The sequence below is a fragment of the Flaviaestuariibacter amylovorans genome (assembly GCF_039541815.1).
Classification (GTDB): domain Bacteria; phylum Bacteroidota; class Bacteroidia; order Chitinophagales; family Chitinophagaceae; genus Flavisolibacter; species Flavisolibacter amylovorans.
In genome coordinates this window covers 1-14,785 of the sequence record NZ_BAABGY010000015.1, presented here as the reverse complement: position 1 = coordinate 14,785, position 14,785 = coordinate 1, and the positions used below count along the sequence as shown (strand labels likewise).

Genomic DNA, 14,785 nt, shown 5'->3' with positions numbered 1-14,785 from the left:
GAAGGAGCGCCGCCGGGACTTTTTCAACGACAAATGACGGGCGGCAGCGCGGTTGCGCACTTTTTTTTATTTTTTTGTCCACCCGCCAGCCGCTCGTTCGTCGTTAGTACGAGACCCGAATTTTTTAAACCACCAAAACCCATCCACATGAAGAATTTCATGCTTCTTTTCCGCGGCGGATCCGATGCCGTTACCCTTTCTCCCGAAGACCAGCAACAGCAGATGCAGAAATGGTTCGACTGGGTCGGCGCCCTGCAGGCCAAAGGCATCTATGCCGGCGGCGAGGCCCTGATGCCGACGGGTAAGACCGTGCACAAAGACCACCTTGTGACCGACGGCCCCTATGCCGAAAGCAAGGAGCTCGTAGGCGGCTACTTCCTCGTAAAAGCCGAGTCCCTCGAAGCCGCCACCGAGATCGCCAAAGATTGTCCCGACCTGCCCCTTGGCGGTACCGTGGAAGTACGGGACGTAGTCGTGTTCGGATGAGCAGCGAAGGACACATCCAGCTGGTCGACCATCTTTTCCGCCACGAGGCGGGGAAGATGGTGGCCGTGCTGGCCGCCCGCTTCGGCCTCGCACACCTGCAGCTGGCGGAAGATGCCGTGCAGGACGCCTTCGTGCAGGCCGGCGCCACCTGGCGCTTCGGGCAGCTGCCCGCCGATCCCGCCGCCTGGCTCATGCGCACCGCCGCCAACCGCGCCATCGACCTCTTGCGCCGCGAAGGACGCTGGCAACGGATACAGGCCGGTCTTTCCGATAGCGACACCGAAGCGCCGCCGGCCCATTACCACGGGCAGGAGCTCGCCGACGCGCAGCTGCAGATGATCTTCGCCTGCTGCCACCCCGCGCTGAAGCCGGAAGACGGCATCGCGCTCACGCTGAAAACGGTTTCCGGCTTTTCGGCCGCCGAGATCGCCCGCGCCCTCATGAGCTCCGAGGCCGCCCTCCAGAAGCGGCTCGCCCGTGCCCGCAGCTTCCTCCGCGAAGAAGGCATCCGCCTGGAGATCCCTGCGGGCCCTGCGTTGCGCACCCGCCTCGACCGTGTTTATACGGTACTCTACCTGCTTTTCAACGAAGGTTATCACTCCACGAAGGCCGACGAGCCTATTCGCCGCGACCTGTGCGGTGAGGCGATGCGCTGCTGCAAACTGCTCGTGGAGCACCCTGCCGTTCGCCAGCCCGCGGCCTTTGCGCTGCTCGCCCTCATGTGCTTTCATGCCGCCCGCTTCGATGCACGCCTGACCAGTGACAACGAGCTCATCCTGCTGGCGGGCCAGGACCGTACTTTGTGGGACCAGGAGCTCATCGCGGTAGGCCGCCAGTACCTCAACGAAGCCAGCCGCGGTACCGAGCTTTCGCGTTATCACCTCGAAGCGGCCATCGCCGCCGAGCACTGCGCCGCGCCCCGTTTCAATGATACCTGCTGGCCGCGCCTCCTCGTGCTTTATGATCACCTGGCCGCGATGTGTCCGACGCCGGCCGTGCGCCTCGCCAGGGCCGTGGTGCTTGCCGAGACCGGCGACATTGCGGGTGCCATCGGCTATGTGCTGGCAACCGAAGGCATCGAAACCCTGCTGCGTACCCAATACCTCTTCCCTGCCATCCTCGGCGATCTCTACAAGCGCCTCAGCGAAACGGTGAAGGCCCGCGCCCTGCTGGAGCAGGCCTGCGCGCTGACACCCTCACCCGCCGAGCGGCACCTGTTGCAGGCAAAGCTGGAGACGCTGCGCAACTAAGGCATTGCGGCTATGCCGTGCCGTTAGCCCGGTCTGTTCAGGATTTGTTAAGGCGTATTGTTGGTGGGTGACTTTTTCGCGGTCCGCGGCATCAAGGGAAAATACCTCTATGCGCATCCTCCTGCTCGCCGGCGCCCTCGTCGCCACCCTTTCCGCATGCAACACAAACGAAGGTTATGCTCCCGAAAAGATCATGTCCGACAGTACCGGCACCGGCTTCGGCATCCCGGTGGATACGGCCGCTGCAACCGCCGGGGACCCGGTCAAAATCGTGAAGACCGCCGGGCTCAGGATGAAGGTGACGGACGTATATGCCGGCACCAAGGACATCGCGGCGCTCGTGCGCGGATTGAGCGGCACGGTGAGTCACCAGGAGATCCGCACCAATGAAGGTGCAGGCAAGGAGTGGGCGCTCGGTGCCGACTCGGTGCAGGCCGTCACGGTGTACCATCCCGGCGCGGAGCTCGTGGTGCGCGTGCCTTCCGAGCGGCTCGAGGAGTTTGTGTTTGCCGTGTCGGACCGCGCGCGCTTCCTGCACTCAAGCGTGCTCGACATCGACGACCGCAGCCTGGCCTACCTCGAGGCCTACCTGCGGCAGCAGAACCGCCAGGCCTACCTGGAGGCGACGCCGGCAACCGTGAAGGGCGGTGGCGATGGGCGCCGGGTGGCCGTCGCCGATGAGGCCATTACGCAGGCCATCCGGCAACGCCAGATCAATACCGACGTACGCTGGAGCACCGTGCGCCTCTCGCTCTGGCAAGACCCCGTGCTGCGCCGCGAAGTACGCGCCAACACGGATATGGATGCCTATGGACCCTCTTTTGGCGCGCGCCTTCGCTCCGGCCTTGCAGACGGCTGGAATGGCTTTCTCGTGCTCCTCATCGGCCTTGCGCACCTCTGGCCCTTTCTCCTCCTCGCCGCCGGCGCCTGGCTCATTTACCGTGCACAACTTGCCCGCAAGGCAAGCGCATAGAATTTATACCAGCACACAACCAGCCCACGTCTGCCATCCCGAGCTTGTCGGGGGACGTGGGTTTTGTCTTCATTAAGGAGCCTACGTCGTTATCCGATAGGAATTTGTCACAGCGCAGGGGAGTGGAAGCATATACGCTCACAAGTAATTGTTTCTATGCAAACCGCCATATTCGTATACATTCACTTACAGTGTCGGCAGTCACGTCCTGGTATATGCGCAAGTCTTCTTCTGTAGAGATCGCCGAATAGGAGCATGCGGGCGATTGTAGTTCAGTTCAACGGAGTCACCCCTCCCTCCCGGGGAGGGGCCGGGGGTGGGGTTTGGAACGATTTTGGAAAGAGATACTCCTGAGGTAAAACAGCCACACCTGCTTTACTGCTTAAAAAACGAATCACTAAACGACCAACCGTTCTAAACAACCACTTATGTCACAGCCCTCCCTGCCTACCAAGAAAGTCCTCATTGTCGAAGACGAAGGCGATATGTGCCTGCTTCTCAACATCATGCTCGCCGGCCGCAGCATGGAACTCGAACACGTGAAAGGCCTCGCTGCTGCTGAGGAATTTCTACAAAAAGAAACCCCGGCCCTCGTGCTCCTCGACAACAAGCTCACCGACGGCTTCGGCCTCGACTTCCTGCCCTTCCTGAAAAAGAACTACCCCTCGGTCAAGATCATCATGATCTCCGGCTACGACGGCGCCGCCAAAGACGCTGCCCTCGCCGCCGGCGCCGACATCTACCTCGAAAAGCCCTTCACCAAGGCCCAGCTCTTCGGCGCCCTCATGGAGCTTCTCAAAGAGAACGAGCCCGCCGTGTAACATCGAGATGCCCCTGATGGCAGATCGTACCAACGCATCATGATGCGTCCCGTTACCGCCCAAACACACACTAAACCATCAAAGGAGGACCCCGGTCCTCCTTTGTCGCGTAGCGAAGGAACGCAGTCCCGAGGCTTCGGGAGGTATGATAAATACGAACTGCGCGGATGCGCGATAGACACCGGTAGCACACAATGGCGATCGCATGGTACGATTCAAGAGTATGATTAACCCTAAGCCCCCCATCAAAAAGCGGGAGGCAGTCGCCCAACGCATGTCCGGAGCCGCAGCAGCGGGTTATCTTTAGGCAACAAGCCCCTGCCGATGCGTGCCCTGTCCCTCTGCTTTTTCCTGGTACTTACCCTCACCGCTGCCGCGCAACGTTCCTACGGCGATTCGATCCTGCGGCGCCTGCAGGTGCCCGACGCGCCCGTGCGCCTGACCGTGGTGGCCGACACCGTGCGGAACCGGATCCCGTTCCGCGACGTGCATTTCGTAGTAGGTCCGGGCGACACCGCCTCCGCCACGCTCGTCCAGGCTGCCGGCGCGCCCCTCCGTAAGCCGCTGATCCTCTTCCAGCACTGGGGCGGCGGCAACCGGCATTACTTCGACGCCGAGATGGAAGCCTTCGCCGCCCGCGGGTTCCTGTGCCTGTCGCTCGACGCACCCTGGCACTGGCCCTCGGCCGACAGCACCGCCGACCCCCTCCGCGCATACCCCGACAACATCCAGCGCAGCGTGCGCGCCATAACCCGCTTCCTCAACTGGACCCGCAGCCAGCGCGCCCTCATCGACCCCGACCGCATCTACTACATCGGACACAGCTACGGCGCCACCCTGGGCGGACTGCTCCTGCCTGCCGAGCCACGCATCCGCGCCGCCGTATTCATGGCCGGGCTGCCATCGCTCTCGCGCTCCATGGAAGAAGACCCGCTGGGGGCCTGGAAAACCACGAAGGAGAAAAAGCGGGGCATTTATGACACTGCCGTGTACCGTCTTTCCCTCATGGAGCCCGAGCACCTGGTGCGCCTTGCCAACGCACGCATTTATTACCAGGCCGCTGCCAACGACCAATACATCGTGCGCCGGCACAGTGAAGAATACATCCGGGCCATTGGGCCGGCAAGAACATCGTGGTACGCAACTGATCATTTGTTCAAGAGCGACAGTGCCTTAAAGGACCGTATCGCATGGCTCTTGGTACAAGACACGGTGACGGCAAAGGCTGCGCGCGAAGGGCGCCGCTTGCTGGAGCAGGCTGCAGCGAAACTGGGGATGCGCAACTCAGGCCCCACGCTCCGGCAACATTGGATGGGGGAGCTGACATTTTACGACACTGCTGGAAAGGCCACGTCGCGGTGGGAGCAGCAGTGGTACCTCCACCTGCCCGATACGGTGCGGGTACGCAGTCGCCACACTGAAGCTTACCTGCCGCTGCTTCCGAGCCTGGAGCTGACGCCGGCGGGTGGCGTGCGCCCCCGCAGCGGTAGGCCCATCGACAGCGCATCGTTTGCGCTGGAGCGCCGTATCTATTATCTCTACTGGCTAAGCCTTTGCGGGCCGGCTTTGCAGCTACCCGGAACACAGGTGCACCGGCAGCGCAACATCAGCTTCTCCACCGAATCGATCCGCGTGGTACAGCGTTCCTGGCCGCCCGTTGTGATCGAGATCGACCGGAAGCGCGGGCTGCCGGTGGCTCTTCACTTCGAAGACGCCGACACCGCGCAGCGCCTCGTATTGCGCCCCGGCGAATGGATCGGAACGCCGCAGGGGATGCGCCCCCGCCTGCTGCGGATCCACCGCGGTCCCGGCGAGCGGCTCCTGCGCAGCATCCGCATCGACTCCCTCACGCGGCTTTGACGCCCACCGTATATCTACAAGAAGGTCCCGGCGCATTGCCGGAACCTGCTCATTTCCGGGTCATGCCCGGCCAATTTATAATCAGGTGAATGATGATCGACTTCAGGCGCGTGCCGCTTTCGAAAGCCATTCACGATTGCCGATTCACGATCCTAGTCGATCTTCTCTTTCGACTTCATGATGTTGCCGTTCTCGTCGATGAGCAGCTTCACCTTGCGGTCGCCGTTGCGCAGCTTCACCTCGTAGGCCGAATTGCCCTTCCAGGTATCGCGCTGTACGGATTCTACGGTGTAGTTGCTGTATTGCGTGCGGAGCGTGTTGCCGATGCGGCCGGGCACGTTGCCCATGTTGGCGATCTCGTAGGTAGTGCCGATCCAGTTGCCGTTGGCGTCGTACCAGGCGGTGCTGCGGTTGCCCTCATGGTCGAAGGTCACGGCATAATCGGAAGCCGTCAGCGTGGGCCAGCCCACGAGCTCCCAGTCCACAGCGGCTGTAGTGGGGTCGAAAGCCTGCCAGGTAATGTTGGAGGCGCCGGGGTATTGATCGTAAAAGATGGTCGTAACAGTGCCGGGAGCCGTGCCGTAGGCCGCGTTGGCCGAGGAGCTCGACACCGTGGTGGTGCGTGTGGTGCCGCAGGAGGCCATCAGCATCAGGCCGGCCGCCAGGGACAGGAGTTGAAGTTTCATAGATCAGCTTTTAGGTGTTTATAGGTTAACACCTAACTAAAGCCAAAAAGGTTGCCAGAAAACGAATGTGCTAATGGGGTAATGTGCTAATGGGGTAATGGGGTAATGGGGTAATGGGAGAGTGGGAGAATAGGGTTCAGAAAGGTTCAGGGGGTGGGGCAACTGTTGGAATAAAGTGCGGTCGGCTACTTGAGCAAACGCTACACAGAGGCAGATCCCAGATCCGCGATCCCAGATCTGCGATCACTGATCGGGGTATTCCCGGCCTTCGTCGTCCACCCAGCCGGTGCTTCCGTCGGGGAGGGTGTAGCGGGCAAAGCCCTTGTCGAAAGCGCCGAGCGTGCGGAAGCGCGGGGCAGGGTGCAAGGGGTATACGCCGACGCCCGCGGGGCCGTCGAAGCGCATCAGGGTGCTGAGGTCCTGGAAGCGGTAGGGGCCGGCGGGTACGAGAAAGCGGAGGCCGCCGTCCGAAGGCTCGGCGATGCCCGTGTGGCCGTTGCGGTAGCGAACGAACAGGGGACGGGCGGGCCACCTGAAGCCGGCGGCTACGCCGCGGTCTTCGTGCAGGTGGGTGCCGTTGAGAAAACTGATGTCGGCGATGGCCGTATCGGCGGCCAGGAGGTTGTGGAGGCGGAGCAGCGTATCGGTTTCGGACACCGTGCCGCCGTGCAGCCAGAACGAGTCGCGTCGCCGGAGGATCTGCTGCACGCGGTGATAGGCCCCGGTGCCGCAATAGCCGTTCATGGGACGGGAAGTAGGGTTGCCGTCGGCATCGAGCCAATGGGTGCTGGCGGTGCCCTGCGCGATGCTGAAACCGCCGGTTTCGCGGTCGATCCGCACCGCGCGGACGTCGCGGTGCGGCAGGCGCTCGCCGTTGCGGAAGTACAGGTCGATGGTACCGCCGCTGTGGGCGGCGATGAAGGCGCCGGCATAGCGGATGCTGTCGTAGCCGGCCGGCACGAGGATGCGGCCGCCTTGCGTGCGGAGGCCGCTTCGACCCTGCGTGCTGAACGGAACGCCGTCGGGGTACTGTTGCCGCAGGTGCCGGCGCAGGGTAGCGATATCGTCGGGCCAACGCCGCTCGAAGGCGGTTTCGCGGCCGTTGTGGAAGAGGCGGTAGCGGCCCGTGTGCAGGAGGTAGCCGAAGCCCGGGATCGAGATCAGCTTGTGCCCGCCGTTGATCGAGAGTACCGTGATGGGGACCATGAACGCGTGGCTGCGGGCGCGGCCGTTATCGCTCCCGCCCCATACCGAGATCAGCGCGTGCTCGTTGTCGGCGAGGTAGGCGCTGTAGCCGGTGCCGGGCACCTCGAGCTCTTCGTGGCGGAGCCCGCGTAGCAGCTTCGACGCGGGCGCCTTCGAGAGGGCGCTGATGCGCAGTGGCTCGTGGCCCCAGGAGCGGTAGGCGCGCAGGATGCTGTCGTGCGAGGGATAGAGCTGCCGGTTCCAGGAGCGGGTGTCGCCGATCTCGTTCAGGCCCATATATACCTGGATGGCGGGCGTGTCGCGCAGGAGAAAGGTGCCGGGCGTCAGCATGAGGTCGGCCTCCAGCTGCACGGTCTCTACGCGCTGCGCGGCGGCGGCGGTAGCGAAGAGGAGCAAGAGTGCAGTGAGGAGACGGGGCATGGCAGCTAAGTTAGGCTCCCTGTCCCCCCAAGGGGGCACTTTGGCCGGATATTTCTTCCGGTAGCCATTTTTCCTGCAGCAGTACATTTCCAGGTAGCGTTTTTTTGTTGTGCGACCTGGATGACTGTTCCATTGGCGGTAATCCCGACTACGGTCCGGCCACTTCTTTCGCAACTGCTGCAAAAGCGACAGGTGAAAAGGCCCATCATCTTCACGATAGGCCTGAACGAGCGGGACCTCAAACTCCCGCCCCTTCGGGAAGGGCTGGGGATGGGCGGCATGACGTACAGGGCAACTCCTCGCACTGGATCAACGAGCGCCGCTTCTGCGCCGTCACCTTCCGCTGGCAGGAAGGGGTTGGGGTGTTTTCGTATACCAAGGAGCTGGTGCCGGTGGTGTGCCGTTACATCGCGCGGCAGGTAGAACATCATCGCCGGAAGATGTTCCGGAAGGAGTTCGTGAGGTTGCCGGATCAGTTTGGGGTGGAGTATGAGGATAGGTTGTTGTGGAGGAGCCGGAGTGAGTGCGCCCAACACAAGCCTTTTTTAAGCTGGCTCCAGGGTGGGTCATCTGGCTCAGTGATGCCCTTGGCTCGGAGAATAGCAAGGCGGGGCGCATATGTATGGGGCGAATGGGGATAAGCACTACTAAAAATCCTAGCAAACCTCCGTACCTTCATATTAAGAAAACCAACCCTGCATGTCGCACCGCACCCAGCTGCTCGATAAATTCAACGAGGAATACCAGAAACTGAACACCCAGCAGCGCAAAGCCGTGGACCAGATCGAAGGCCCCGTGATGGTGATCGCCGGCCCGGGCACGGGCAAGACGCAGATCCTGTCGGCCCGCATCGGCAAGATCCTCCTCTCCGACGCGCAGATCGAGCCCGAGAACATCCTTTGCCTCACCTATACCGACGCGGGCGTCGTAGCCATGCGCCGCCGCCTCTCCGGCTTCATCGGTCCCGACGCCTACCGCGTGGCCCTGCATACCTTCCACGCCTTCTGCAACGAGGTGATCCAGGACAACCTCGGCCTCTTCGAGCGCACCGCCCTCGACCCGCTCTCCGAGCTGGAGCGCATCGAGCTGATGAAAGAGCTCATCGACGCCTTCGGCAAGGACCACCCCCTCAAGCGCTACCGCGGCGACGTCTACTTCGAGATGCACGGCCTCCAGTCGCTCTTCTCCCTTATGAAACGCGAAGGCTGGACGCCCGACTTCATCTGCGGCAAGGTGAAAGAGTACCTCGACGACCTCCCCAACCGCGAGGACTACGTATACAAGAAAGCCGGCAAGGGCTTCAAGAAGGGCGACCTCAAGCTCGCCGCCCTCGCCGAACAGAAAGAGAAGATGGACAAGCTCGTGGCCGCCTGCGGCGAGTTCACGAAGTTCCAGGAGCTGATGCGGAAACGCAACCGCTACGACTTCGACGACATGATCAACTGGGTGATCCAGGCCTTCCAGGAGAACGAGGACCTGCTGCGCAAGTACCAGGAGCAGTACCAGTACATCCTCGTAGACGAGTACCAGGACACCTCCGGCGCGCAGAACCGGATCGTAGAATTACTGATGGCCTACTGGGAAAAGCCCAACGTATTCGTGGTGGGCGACGACGACCAGAGTATCTACCGCTTCCAGGGCGCCAACGTGGAGAACATGCTCGCCTTCGGCTCCTCCTTCGGCGAAGACCTGCTCACCGTAGTGCTCACCGACAACTACCGCTCCGGCCAATCCATCCTCGATGCCTCCAAGGCCCTCATCGACCGCAACAACGAGCGCCTCGTGAAGCAGCTCGAAGGCCTCTCCAAAGACCTGCAGGCCCGCAACGAGGCCATCGCCGCCCTCGCCAAGGATCCGCAGGTGCACGAGTACGACACACAGGGCCGCGAGCTCATCGGCATTACCCACCGGATCGAGCAGCTCATTAAGGAAGGCGTGGCGCCCAACTGCATCGGCATCATCTATCGCGAGAACAAGTACGGCGAGGAGCTCGCCCAGTACCTGCGCCTCAAGGAAATTCCCTTCTATACCCGCCGCCACCTCAACATCCTCGAGCAGCCCCTCATCCAGCAACTGCTGCTGGTGCTCGAGTACCTCGTAGCGGAGCACGACACCCCTTACGGCGGCGACGGCACCCTCTTCGAGATCCTCCACTTCGAGTGGTTCGGCATCCCGCCGCTCGAGATTGCGAAGGCCGCCATGCAGGTAGCCGACGAGAACTACCAGAACAAGAACAAGAAGATGTCGCTCCGCCGCTACGTGTGCGAGCGCAAGAACCCGAAGGACCTCTTCGACAAGGGCCTGCACCCGCACCTCTGCGAGGCCGTACAAATACTGGAGCGCCTCATCGGCGCCGTGCGCAACGAAACCCTCCAGAACCTGCTCGAGCGCACCCTCCGCGAGGGCGGCTTCCTTGGCCAGATCATGAACGCGCCCGAGCGCAACTGGCTGCTGCAGGTGGTGACCGGCTTCTACAGCCACGTGAAGGACGAGACGCGCCGCAACCCCTATATCACGCTCGAGCTGTTCCTCGAGCGCATCAACCTGATGCGCAAGGAAGGCCTCGTGCTGCCGCTGGTGCAGGTGGCGGGCCATGAAAAAGGCGTCAACTTACTTACCTGCCACGGATCCAAGGGCCTCGAGTTCGAGTACGTATTCCTCGCCGGTGCCACTTCGGGTTGCTGGGAAAAGAAGAAAAAGCCCCACTCCGGCTTCTCTTTCCCCGACACGCTGTTCGCCTCCAACGCGAGCGGCAACGACACCGAGGAACTACGGCGCCTCTTCTACGTGGCGCTCACCCGCGCGAAGCAGCATATCTACATCTCCTACAGCAAGGCCACCGACGAGGGCAAGCTGCTGGAGCCCTCCATGTTCCTCGCCGAGATCTACGAGCCGGCGCCGATCCCCGCACAGCGGCAGGCGCTCTCCGACGACCTCGTGGCCGAGTTCGCCGTGCTGCAGCTCACCGGCATCTTCGCGCCCGAGGTGGCCCACCTCGACGAGGAAGTGCTCTCGCGCGTGCTCGCCGGCTTCCAGATGAACGTGTCGGCACTCAACAACTACCTCCGCTGCCCGCTCGAATTCTATTTCAAGAACATCGTGCGCATCCCCTCGCCCAAGAACGAGGCGGCCGAGTTCGGCTCCGCGGTGCACCATGCCCTCGAGCAGCTCTTCGTACGCATGAAGGCTGATGCCCAGGAGAACTTCCCCACGCTCGACGACTTCCTCAACGACTTCAGCTGGTATATGAAGCGCAACCGCGAGTGCTTTACGAAGGAGCAGTTCGAGCGCCGCATGGAGTACGGCCTCGAGATCCTGAAGCAGTACTATACGCGCCACATCGCCTCCTTCAACAAATTCGTGCTCATCGAGCACAACGTGCGCAGCGTGAACGTGGACGGGCAGCTCCTCCGCGGTAAGCTCGACAAGCTCGAGTTCAGCGGCCGCGACGTCACCATCGTCGACTACAAGACCGGCGACCCGGAGAAGAGCAAGGAGAAGTTCGCACGGCCCAACCCCAAGATCCCGAACGGCGGCGACTACTGGCGCCAGGCCGTGTTTTACAAGATCATGCTCGCCGCCTACAAGCCCGAGTGGAACGTGCAGGCCGTGACCTTCGACTTCGTGGAGCCCAATAAAAAGAAGGAATACATCCGCGAGCACGTCGTCATCAACGAGATGGACCTGCAGGACGTAAAGACGCAGATCAGGGAAACCTACGAGAAGATCCAGAACAAGGAGTTCTATACCGGCTGCGGCGATGCCGATTGCCACTGGTGCAGGTTCGTCAAGACCAACAAGATGGCGATCGCCCTGCACGAGCTGAAGGTGGAGGAGGCCGAGAGCAAGCGCACTTTGTTGCGGGTGGTGTGACCCATCCCCCAGCCCCTTCCCGAGGGGAAGGGGAGCTTGGTTTCCCAATTGTCCTAAGGAACCCCTAGACCGGTAGGGTGTCCAGAATCATAGAAGCCCGCTTGCGGGCTTTCTCTTTGCGCTCTTGAAAAACGGTTGAAGTCGAAGGAAAGGTCAATACCCTATAGGAGGCTTGTGCCGCAAACGACTTGGGCAAAAGAACTTTGCGCCTTAGCGGTAAAACGGATCCACAACGGCAACGAACACCAATCCGGGAGAACATAGCTCCTCCGGTACCGCTGCCTCATTCACGATTGCCGATTCACGATTCACGTTTTTAGCCCTTCCTTAAGAAGCGGCGCCCGAGCGTTGCCCCGAAACGTGCTATGTTTGCTTTCTCCATGAAAAAGGTCCTGTTCCTGTTCCCGGCGGCGCTCCTGCTGGCGTTTGCCCTCTTCGGCGGTGCCGGCTGCGCCAACATCGTACCGCCGCTCGGCGGCCCGCGCGACTCGCTGCCCCCACGCGTGGTGAAAGTGACGCCGGGAGACTCATCCCTCAACTTCCGCGGCAACGAGATCGTGGTTCAATTCGATGAGTATGTCGATTACACCCCGGGCTCGGTCCTGTTCACGCCGCTTTTCGAAAAGCCAGCCGAAATCACCGCACGGCTGCGCACCCTCACCATCAAGCTCCGCGATTCCCTTGAGCCCAACACCACCTACAATTTAAACTTCGGGGAAGCCATCAAGGACTTCAACGAGGGCAATGTCCTCCGCGGCTATACCTATACCTTCTCCACCGGCCCTTACCTCGACTCGCTCACCCTTAGCGGCAGCGTGGACCTCGCCGAGACCGGCACCATCGATACCACCCTCACGATGCTGCTCTACCGCAACCTCGACGACAGCGCCGTCGTGAAGGAGCGTCCCCGCTACATCACCCGCCTCAACAGCGAAGGCCGCTTCACCTTCCGCAACCTGCCCTCGGGCACCTTTGCCCTCTACGCCCTCGGCGACCCGCAGAACGCGCGCCGCTACCAGAACAAAAGCCAGCTCTTCGCCTTTACGGATTCGCCCATCGTGGTACGCCCCGGCACGCCCGACGTGCTGCTGCACGCCTACCAGGAAACCAAGGCCGCCACTACCGCCGGCACGACGTCCGGCGCCCCGGGCGCACCCGGCAGCAAGGGGCCGCCGCAGCCTGCCACCGACCGCCGCCTCAAATACACGCCGGTGATCTCGGGCGACCAGGACCTGCAGCGCGACTTCCAGATCAACTTCGCCAACAAGGTGACCCGCCTCGACTCCACCAAGGTACGCCTGACGGTGGATACGACCTACACGCCGGTACCCTTCCGCCTCAGCCTCGACTCCACGGCCCGTGTGCTCTCGGTGAGATCTGCCTGGCGTAGCGGCGCCCAATACCAGCTGCTGCTCGACAAGGACTTTGCCACCGACAGCACGGGCCGCAGCCAGCTGCGTACCGATACGGTGCGCTTCGCGGCAAAATCCACCAGCGACTACGGCCGCCTCGTGCTCCGCTTCCGCGGTATAGACCCGAAGCTGAACCCGGTGCTGCAGTTCGTGCTCAACGGCACCGTCCAGTTCTCGGCGCCTATCTCTTCAGGCACGCTCAACCGCGACTTTTTCGAGCCCGGCGACTATGAGCTGCGCGTGCTCTTCGACCGCAACGGCAACGGCACCTGGGACCCCGGCCGCTTCTTCGAAGGCCGCCGCCAGCCCGAGCTCGTGCGCCCGGTGGAGCGCCGCCTCAACGTCAAGCCCGATATCGACACGGAAGTGGAGATCGACATTCCCGGCCCCGACACGCCCGCCGCGGGCAGCGCTTCCCCTGCCCCCAACAGCGCCCCGGCACCCGCCAATCCTGCGCCCGGAGGCAACCGGCCGGCACAGACACCATCCACGCCTCCGCCGGGCGGGCAACGGCCGCAGAAGACCGGAGGATAAAGTCCACCGGCCCGGCCCCCGGCGCTGCGCGCGCAACCTTCGCCTTCGCTCGGTTGGTCCCGAAGGGGGAACTTAGGCTGGAAATCCTCTTAAACTGTTGACCCTTCTTTCTATTGCAAGACAGAATAGGAATACATGAAGTAGAACGGGAGTTGCGCTGCCCCTCGATTGTTCATTTGCTCATGTATTCTAATGCTCAAGTATTCTGTTCCACCCTCCTAAAGTAGAAAGCCCCGACTCCGTCGGGGCTTTCGTATAAAACTGCTTTGAGAAAAGTTCATTCCAAGTAGAGCATGATCCACCTAATTTCCCCCTCCGGGGGACAGGGGGCTTATTTCGCCTGCGACACGTAGCTCTCGATCGGAAGGCGGTTCTGGAGCGAGCGGGCGAGGGTCATCTCGTCGGCGTACTCGAGCTCGCCGCCGAAGGCAATGCCGCGGGCGATGGTGGTGACGCGCGTGCCTTCGGGCAGCTTCTTCTGGATATAGTAGATGGTGGTATCACCCTGGATGGTGGGAGAGAGGGCGAAGATGAGCTCCGCCGTGCCTTCCTTATGGATGCGGTGCACAAGCGTGTCGATGTTCAGTTGCGCGGGGCCGATGCCGTCGAGCGGGGAGATGACGCCGCCGAGCACATGGTAGGTGCCGCTGAACTGCTGGGTGCTTTCGAGGGCGATGACGTCGCGGAGGTTCTCCACCACGCAGATGACGTCCTGCTTGCGCATTGAGTTGGCGCAGATGGAGCAGATGTCGCCGTCGGCCACGTTGTGGCAGCGCTGGCAGAACTTGATCTCGCTGCGCATGCGGCTCATGATCTCGCTGAAGTGCTCTACTTCCTCTGGCTCCTGCTTGAGCAGGTGCAGCACGAGGCGGAGCGCCGTTTTTCGCCCGATGCCGGGCAGCTTGGCGAACTCATTGACCGCATTTTCCAGTAAGGCCGAGGAGAATTGCATAAGGTTTCAAAGGTACGAAATCGGGGGGTGAAAACCGGTTAAAACGTGCTTCAAATGGGGCTCCGAACGCGCTCTTAACAGAGTATTAAATTGGTGGGTTATTGATGCCGGAACCAGAGCTTTCCGGAGGGGCGCCAGTTGCGGGGAGGCTTCTTCCTGCTTTCGAAATTTTCTCTTGTGGGAGCGGCTCCCCCTGTCCCCCAGAGGGGGGACTTAGGCCGTGTTGACAATTACTTTGCATTAGTGAGCGCTGCGGCGAGATAGACGAATGCGAGGAAGCAGGTGTCGGTTTTATCATAGCGTGTTGCGACG

The 14,785-nt window shown here is 61.8% G+C and carries 10 protein-coding genes; 7 read left to right on the top strand and 3 right to left on the bottom strand.

Annotated features, from left to right (window positions below; all coding sequences use genetic code 11):
• The first annotated feature begins 147 nt into the window (after positions 1–147).
• The 5 genes from ABD937_RS19695 to ABD937_RS19675 all read left to right on the top strand — a co-directional run bounded on the left by ABD937_RS19695 (position 148) and on the right by ABD937_RS19675 (position 5,390).
• The gene (locus ABD937_RS19695) at positions 148–486 is read left to right on the top strand and encodes a YciI family protein (RefSeq protein WP_345257618.1); all 339 of its coding nucleotides are present in this window, start codon (positions 148–150) and stop codon (positions 484–486) included.
• Entirely contained in the window at positions 483–1,736 is a 1,254-nt protein-coding gene (locus ABD937_RS19690) for an RNA polymerase sigma factor (RefSeq protein WP_345257617.1), read from the top strand. The genes ABD937_RS19695 and ABD937_RS19690 overlap by 4 nt, the downstream gene beginning before the upstream one ends.
• Positions 1,737–1,845: 109 nt before the next feature.
• Entirely contained in the window at positions 1,846–2,709 is an 864-nt protein-coding gene (locus ABD937_RS19685) for a DUF4349 domain-containing protein (protein WP_345257616.1), read from the top strand.
• Positions 2,710–3,137: 428 nt separating this feature from the next.
• Positions 3,138–3,530 carry a response regulator gene (locus tag ABD937_RS19680; protein ID WP_345257615.1) on the top strand — a complete coding sequence of 131 codons (393 nt, stop codon included), beginning with the start codon at positions 3,138–3,140 and terminating at the stop codon, positions 3,528–3,530.
• A 324-nt stretch (positions 3,531–3,854) separates the two neighbouring features.
• A complete protein-coding gene (locus tag ABD937_RS19675) occupies positions 3,855–5,390 on the top strand; it encodes an alpha/beta hydrolase family protein (RefSeq protein WP_345257613.1) in 1,536 nt (511 codons plus the stop codon).
• A gap of 152 nt (positions 5,391–5,542) precedes the next feature.
• Here ABD937_RS19675 and ABD937_RS19670 read toward each other — a convergent pair whose 3' ends face one another.
• Both ABD937_RS19670 and ABD937_RS19665 read right to left on the bottom strand, forming a co-directional pair.
• Positions 5,543–6,076, bottom strand: a complete 534-nt coding sequence (locus tag ABD937_RS19670) for a PepSY-like domain-containing protein (protein WP_345257612.1) — start codon at positions 6,074–6,076, stop codon at positions 5,543–5,545.
• A gap of 243 nt (positions 6,077–6,319) precedes the next feature.
• Positions 6,320–7,702 carry a hypothetical protein gene (locus ABD937_RS19665; protein ID WP_345257611.1) on the bottom strand — a complete coding sequence of 461 codons (1,383 nt, stop codon included), beginning with the start codon at positions 7,700–7,702 and terminating at the stop codon, positions 6,320–6,322.
• Positions 7,703–8,401: 699 nt separating this feature from the next.
• On the opposite strand from ABD937_RS19665, the gene ABD937_RS19660 reads away from it, so the two are divergent.
• On the top strand, positions 8,402–11,575 hold the full coding sequence (locus tag ABD937_RS19660; RefSeq protein WP_345257609.1) for an ATP-dependent helicase: 3,174 nt from the start codon (positions 8,402–8,404) through the stop codon (positions 11,573–11,575).
• Between the two features lie 380 nt (positions 11,576–11,955).
• Positions 11,956–13,521 (top strand): Ig-like domain-containing domain, encoded by a 1,566-nt coding sequence (locus ABD937_RS19655; RefSeq protein WP_345257608.1) that lies wholly within the window; start codon positions 11,956–11,958, stop codon positions 13,519–13,521.
• A gap of 331 nt (positions 13,522–13,852) precedes the next feature.
• Here ABD937_RS19655 and recR read toward each other — a convergent pair whose 3' ends face one another.
• Positions 13,853–14,473, bottom strand: coding sequence for a recombination mediator RecR (gene recR / locus ABD937_RS19650; protein ID WP_345257606.1), 621 nt, complete (start codon positions 14,471–14,473; stop codon positions 13,853–13,855).
• Positions 14,474–14,785: the final 312 nt, after the last annotated feature.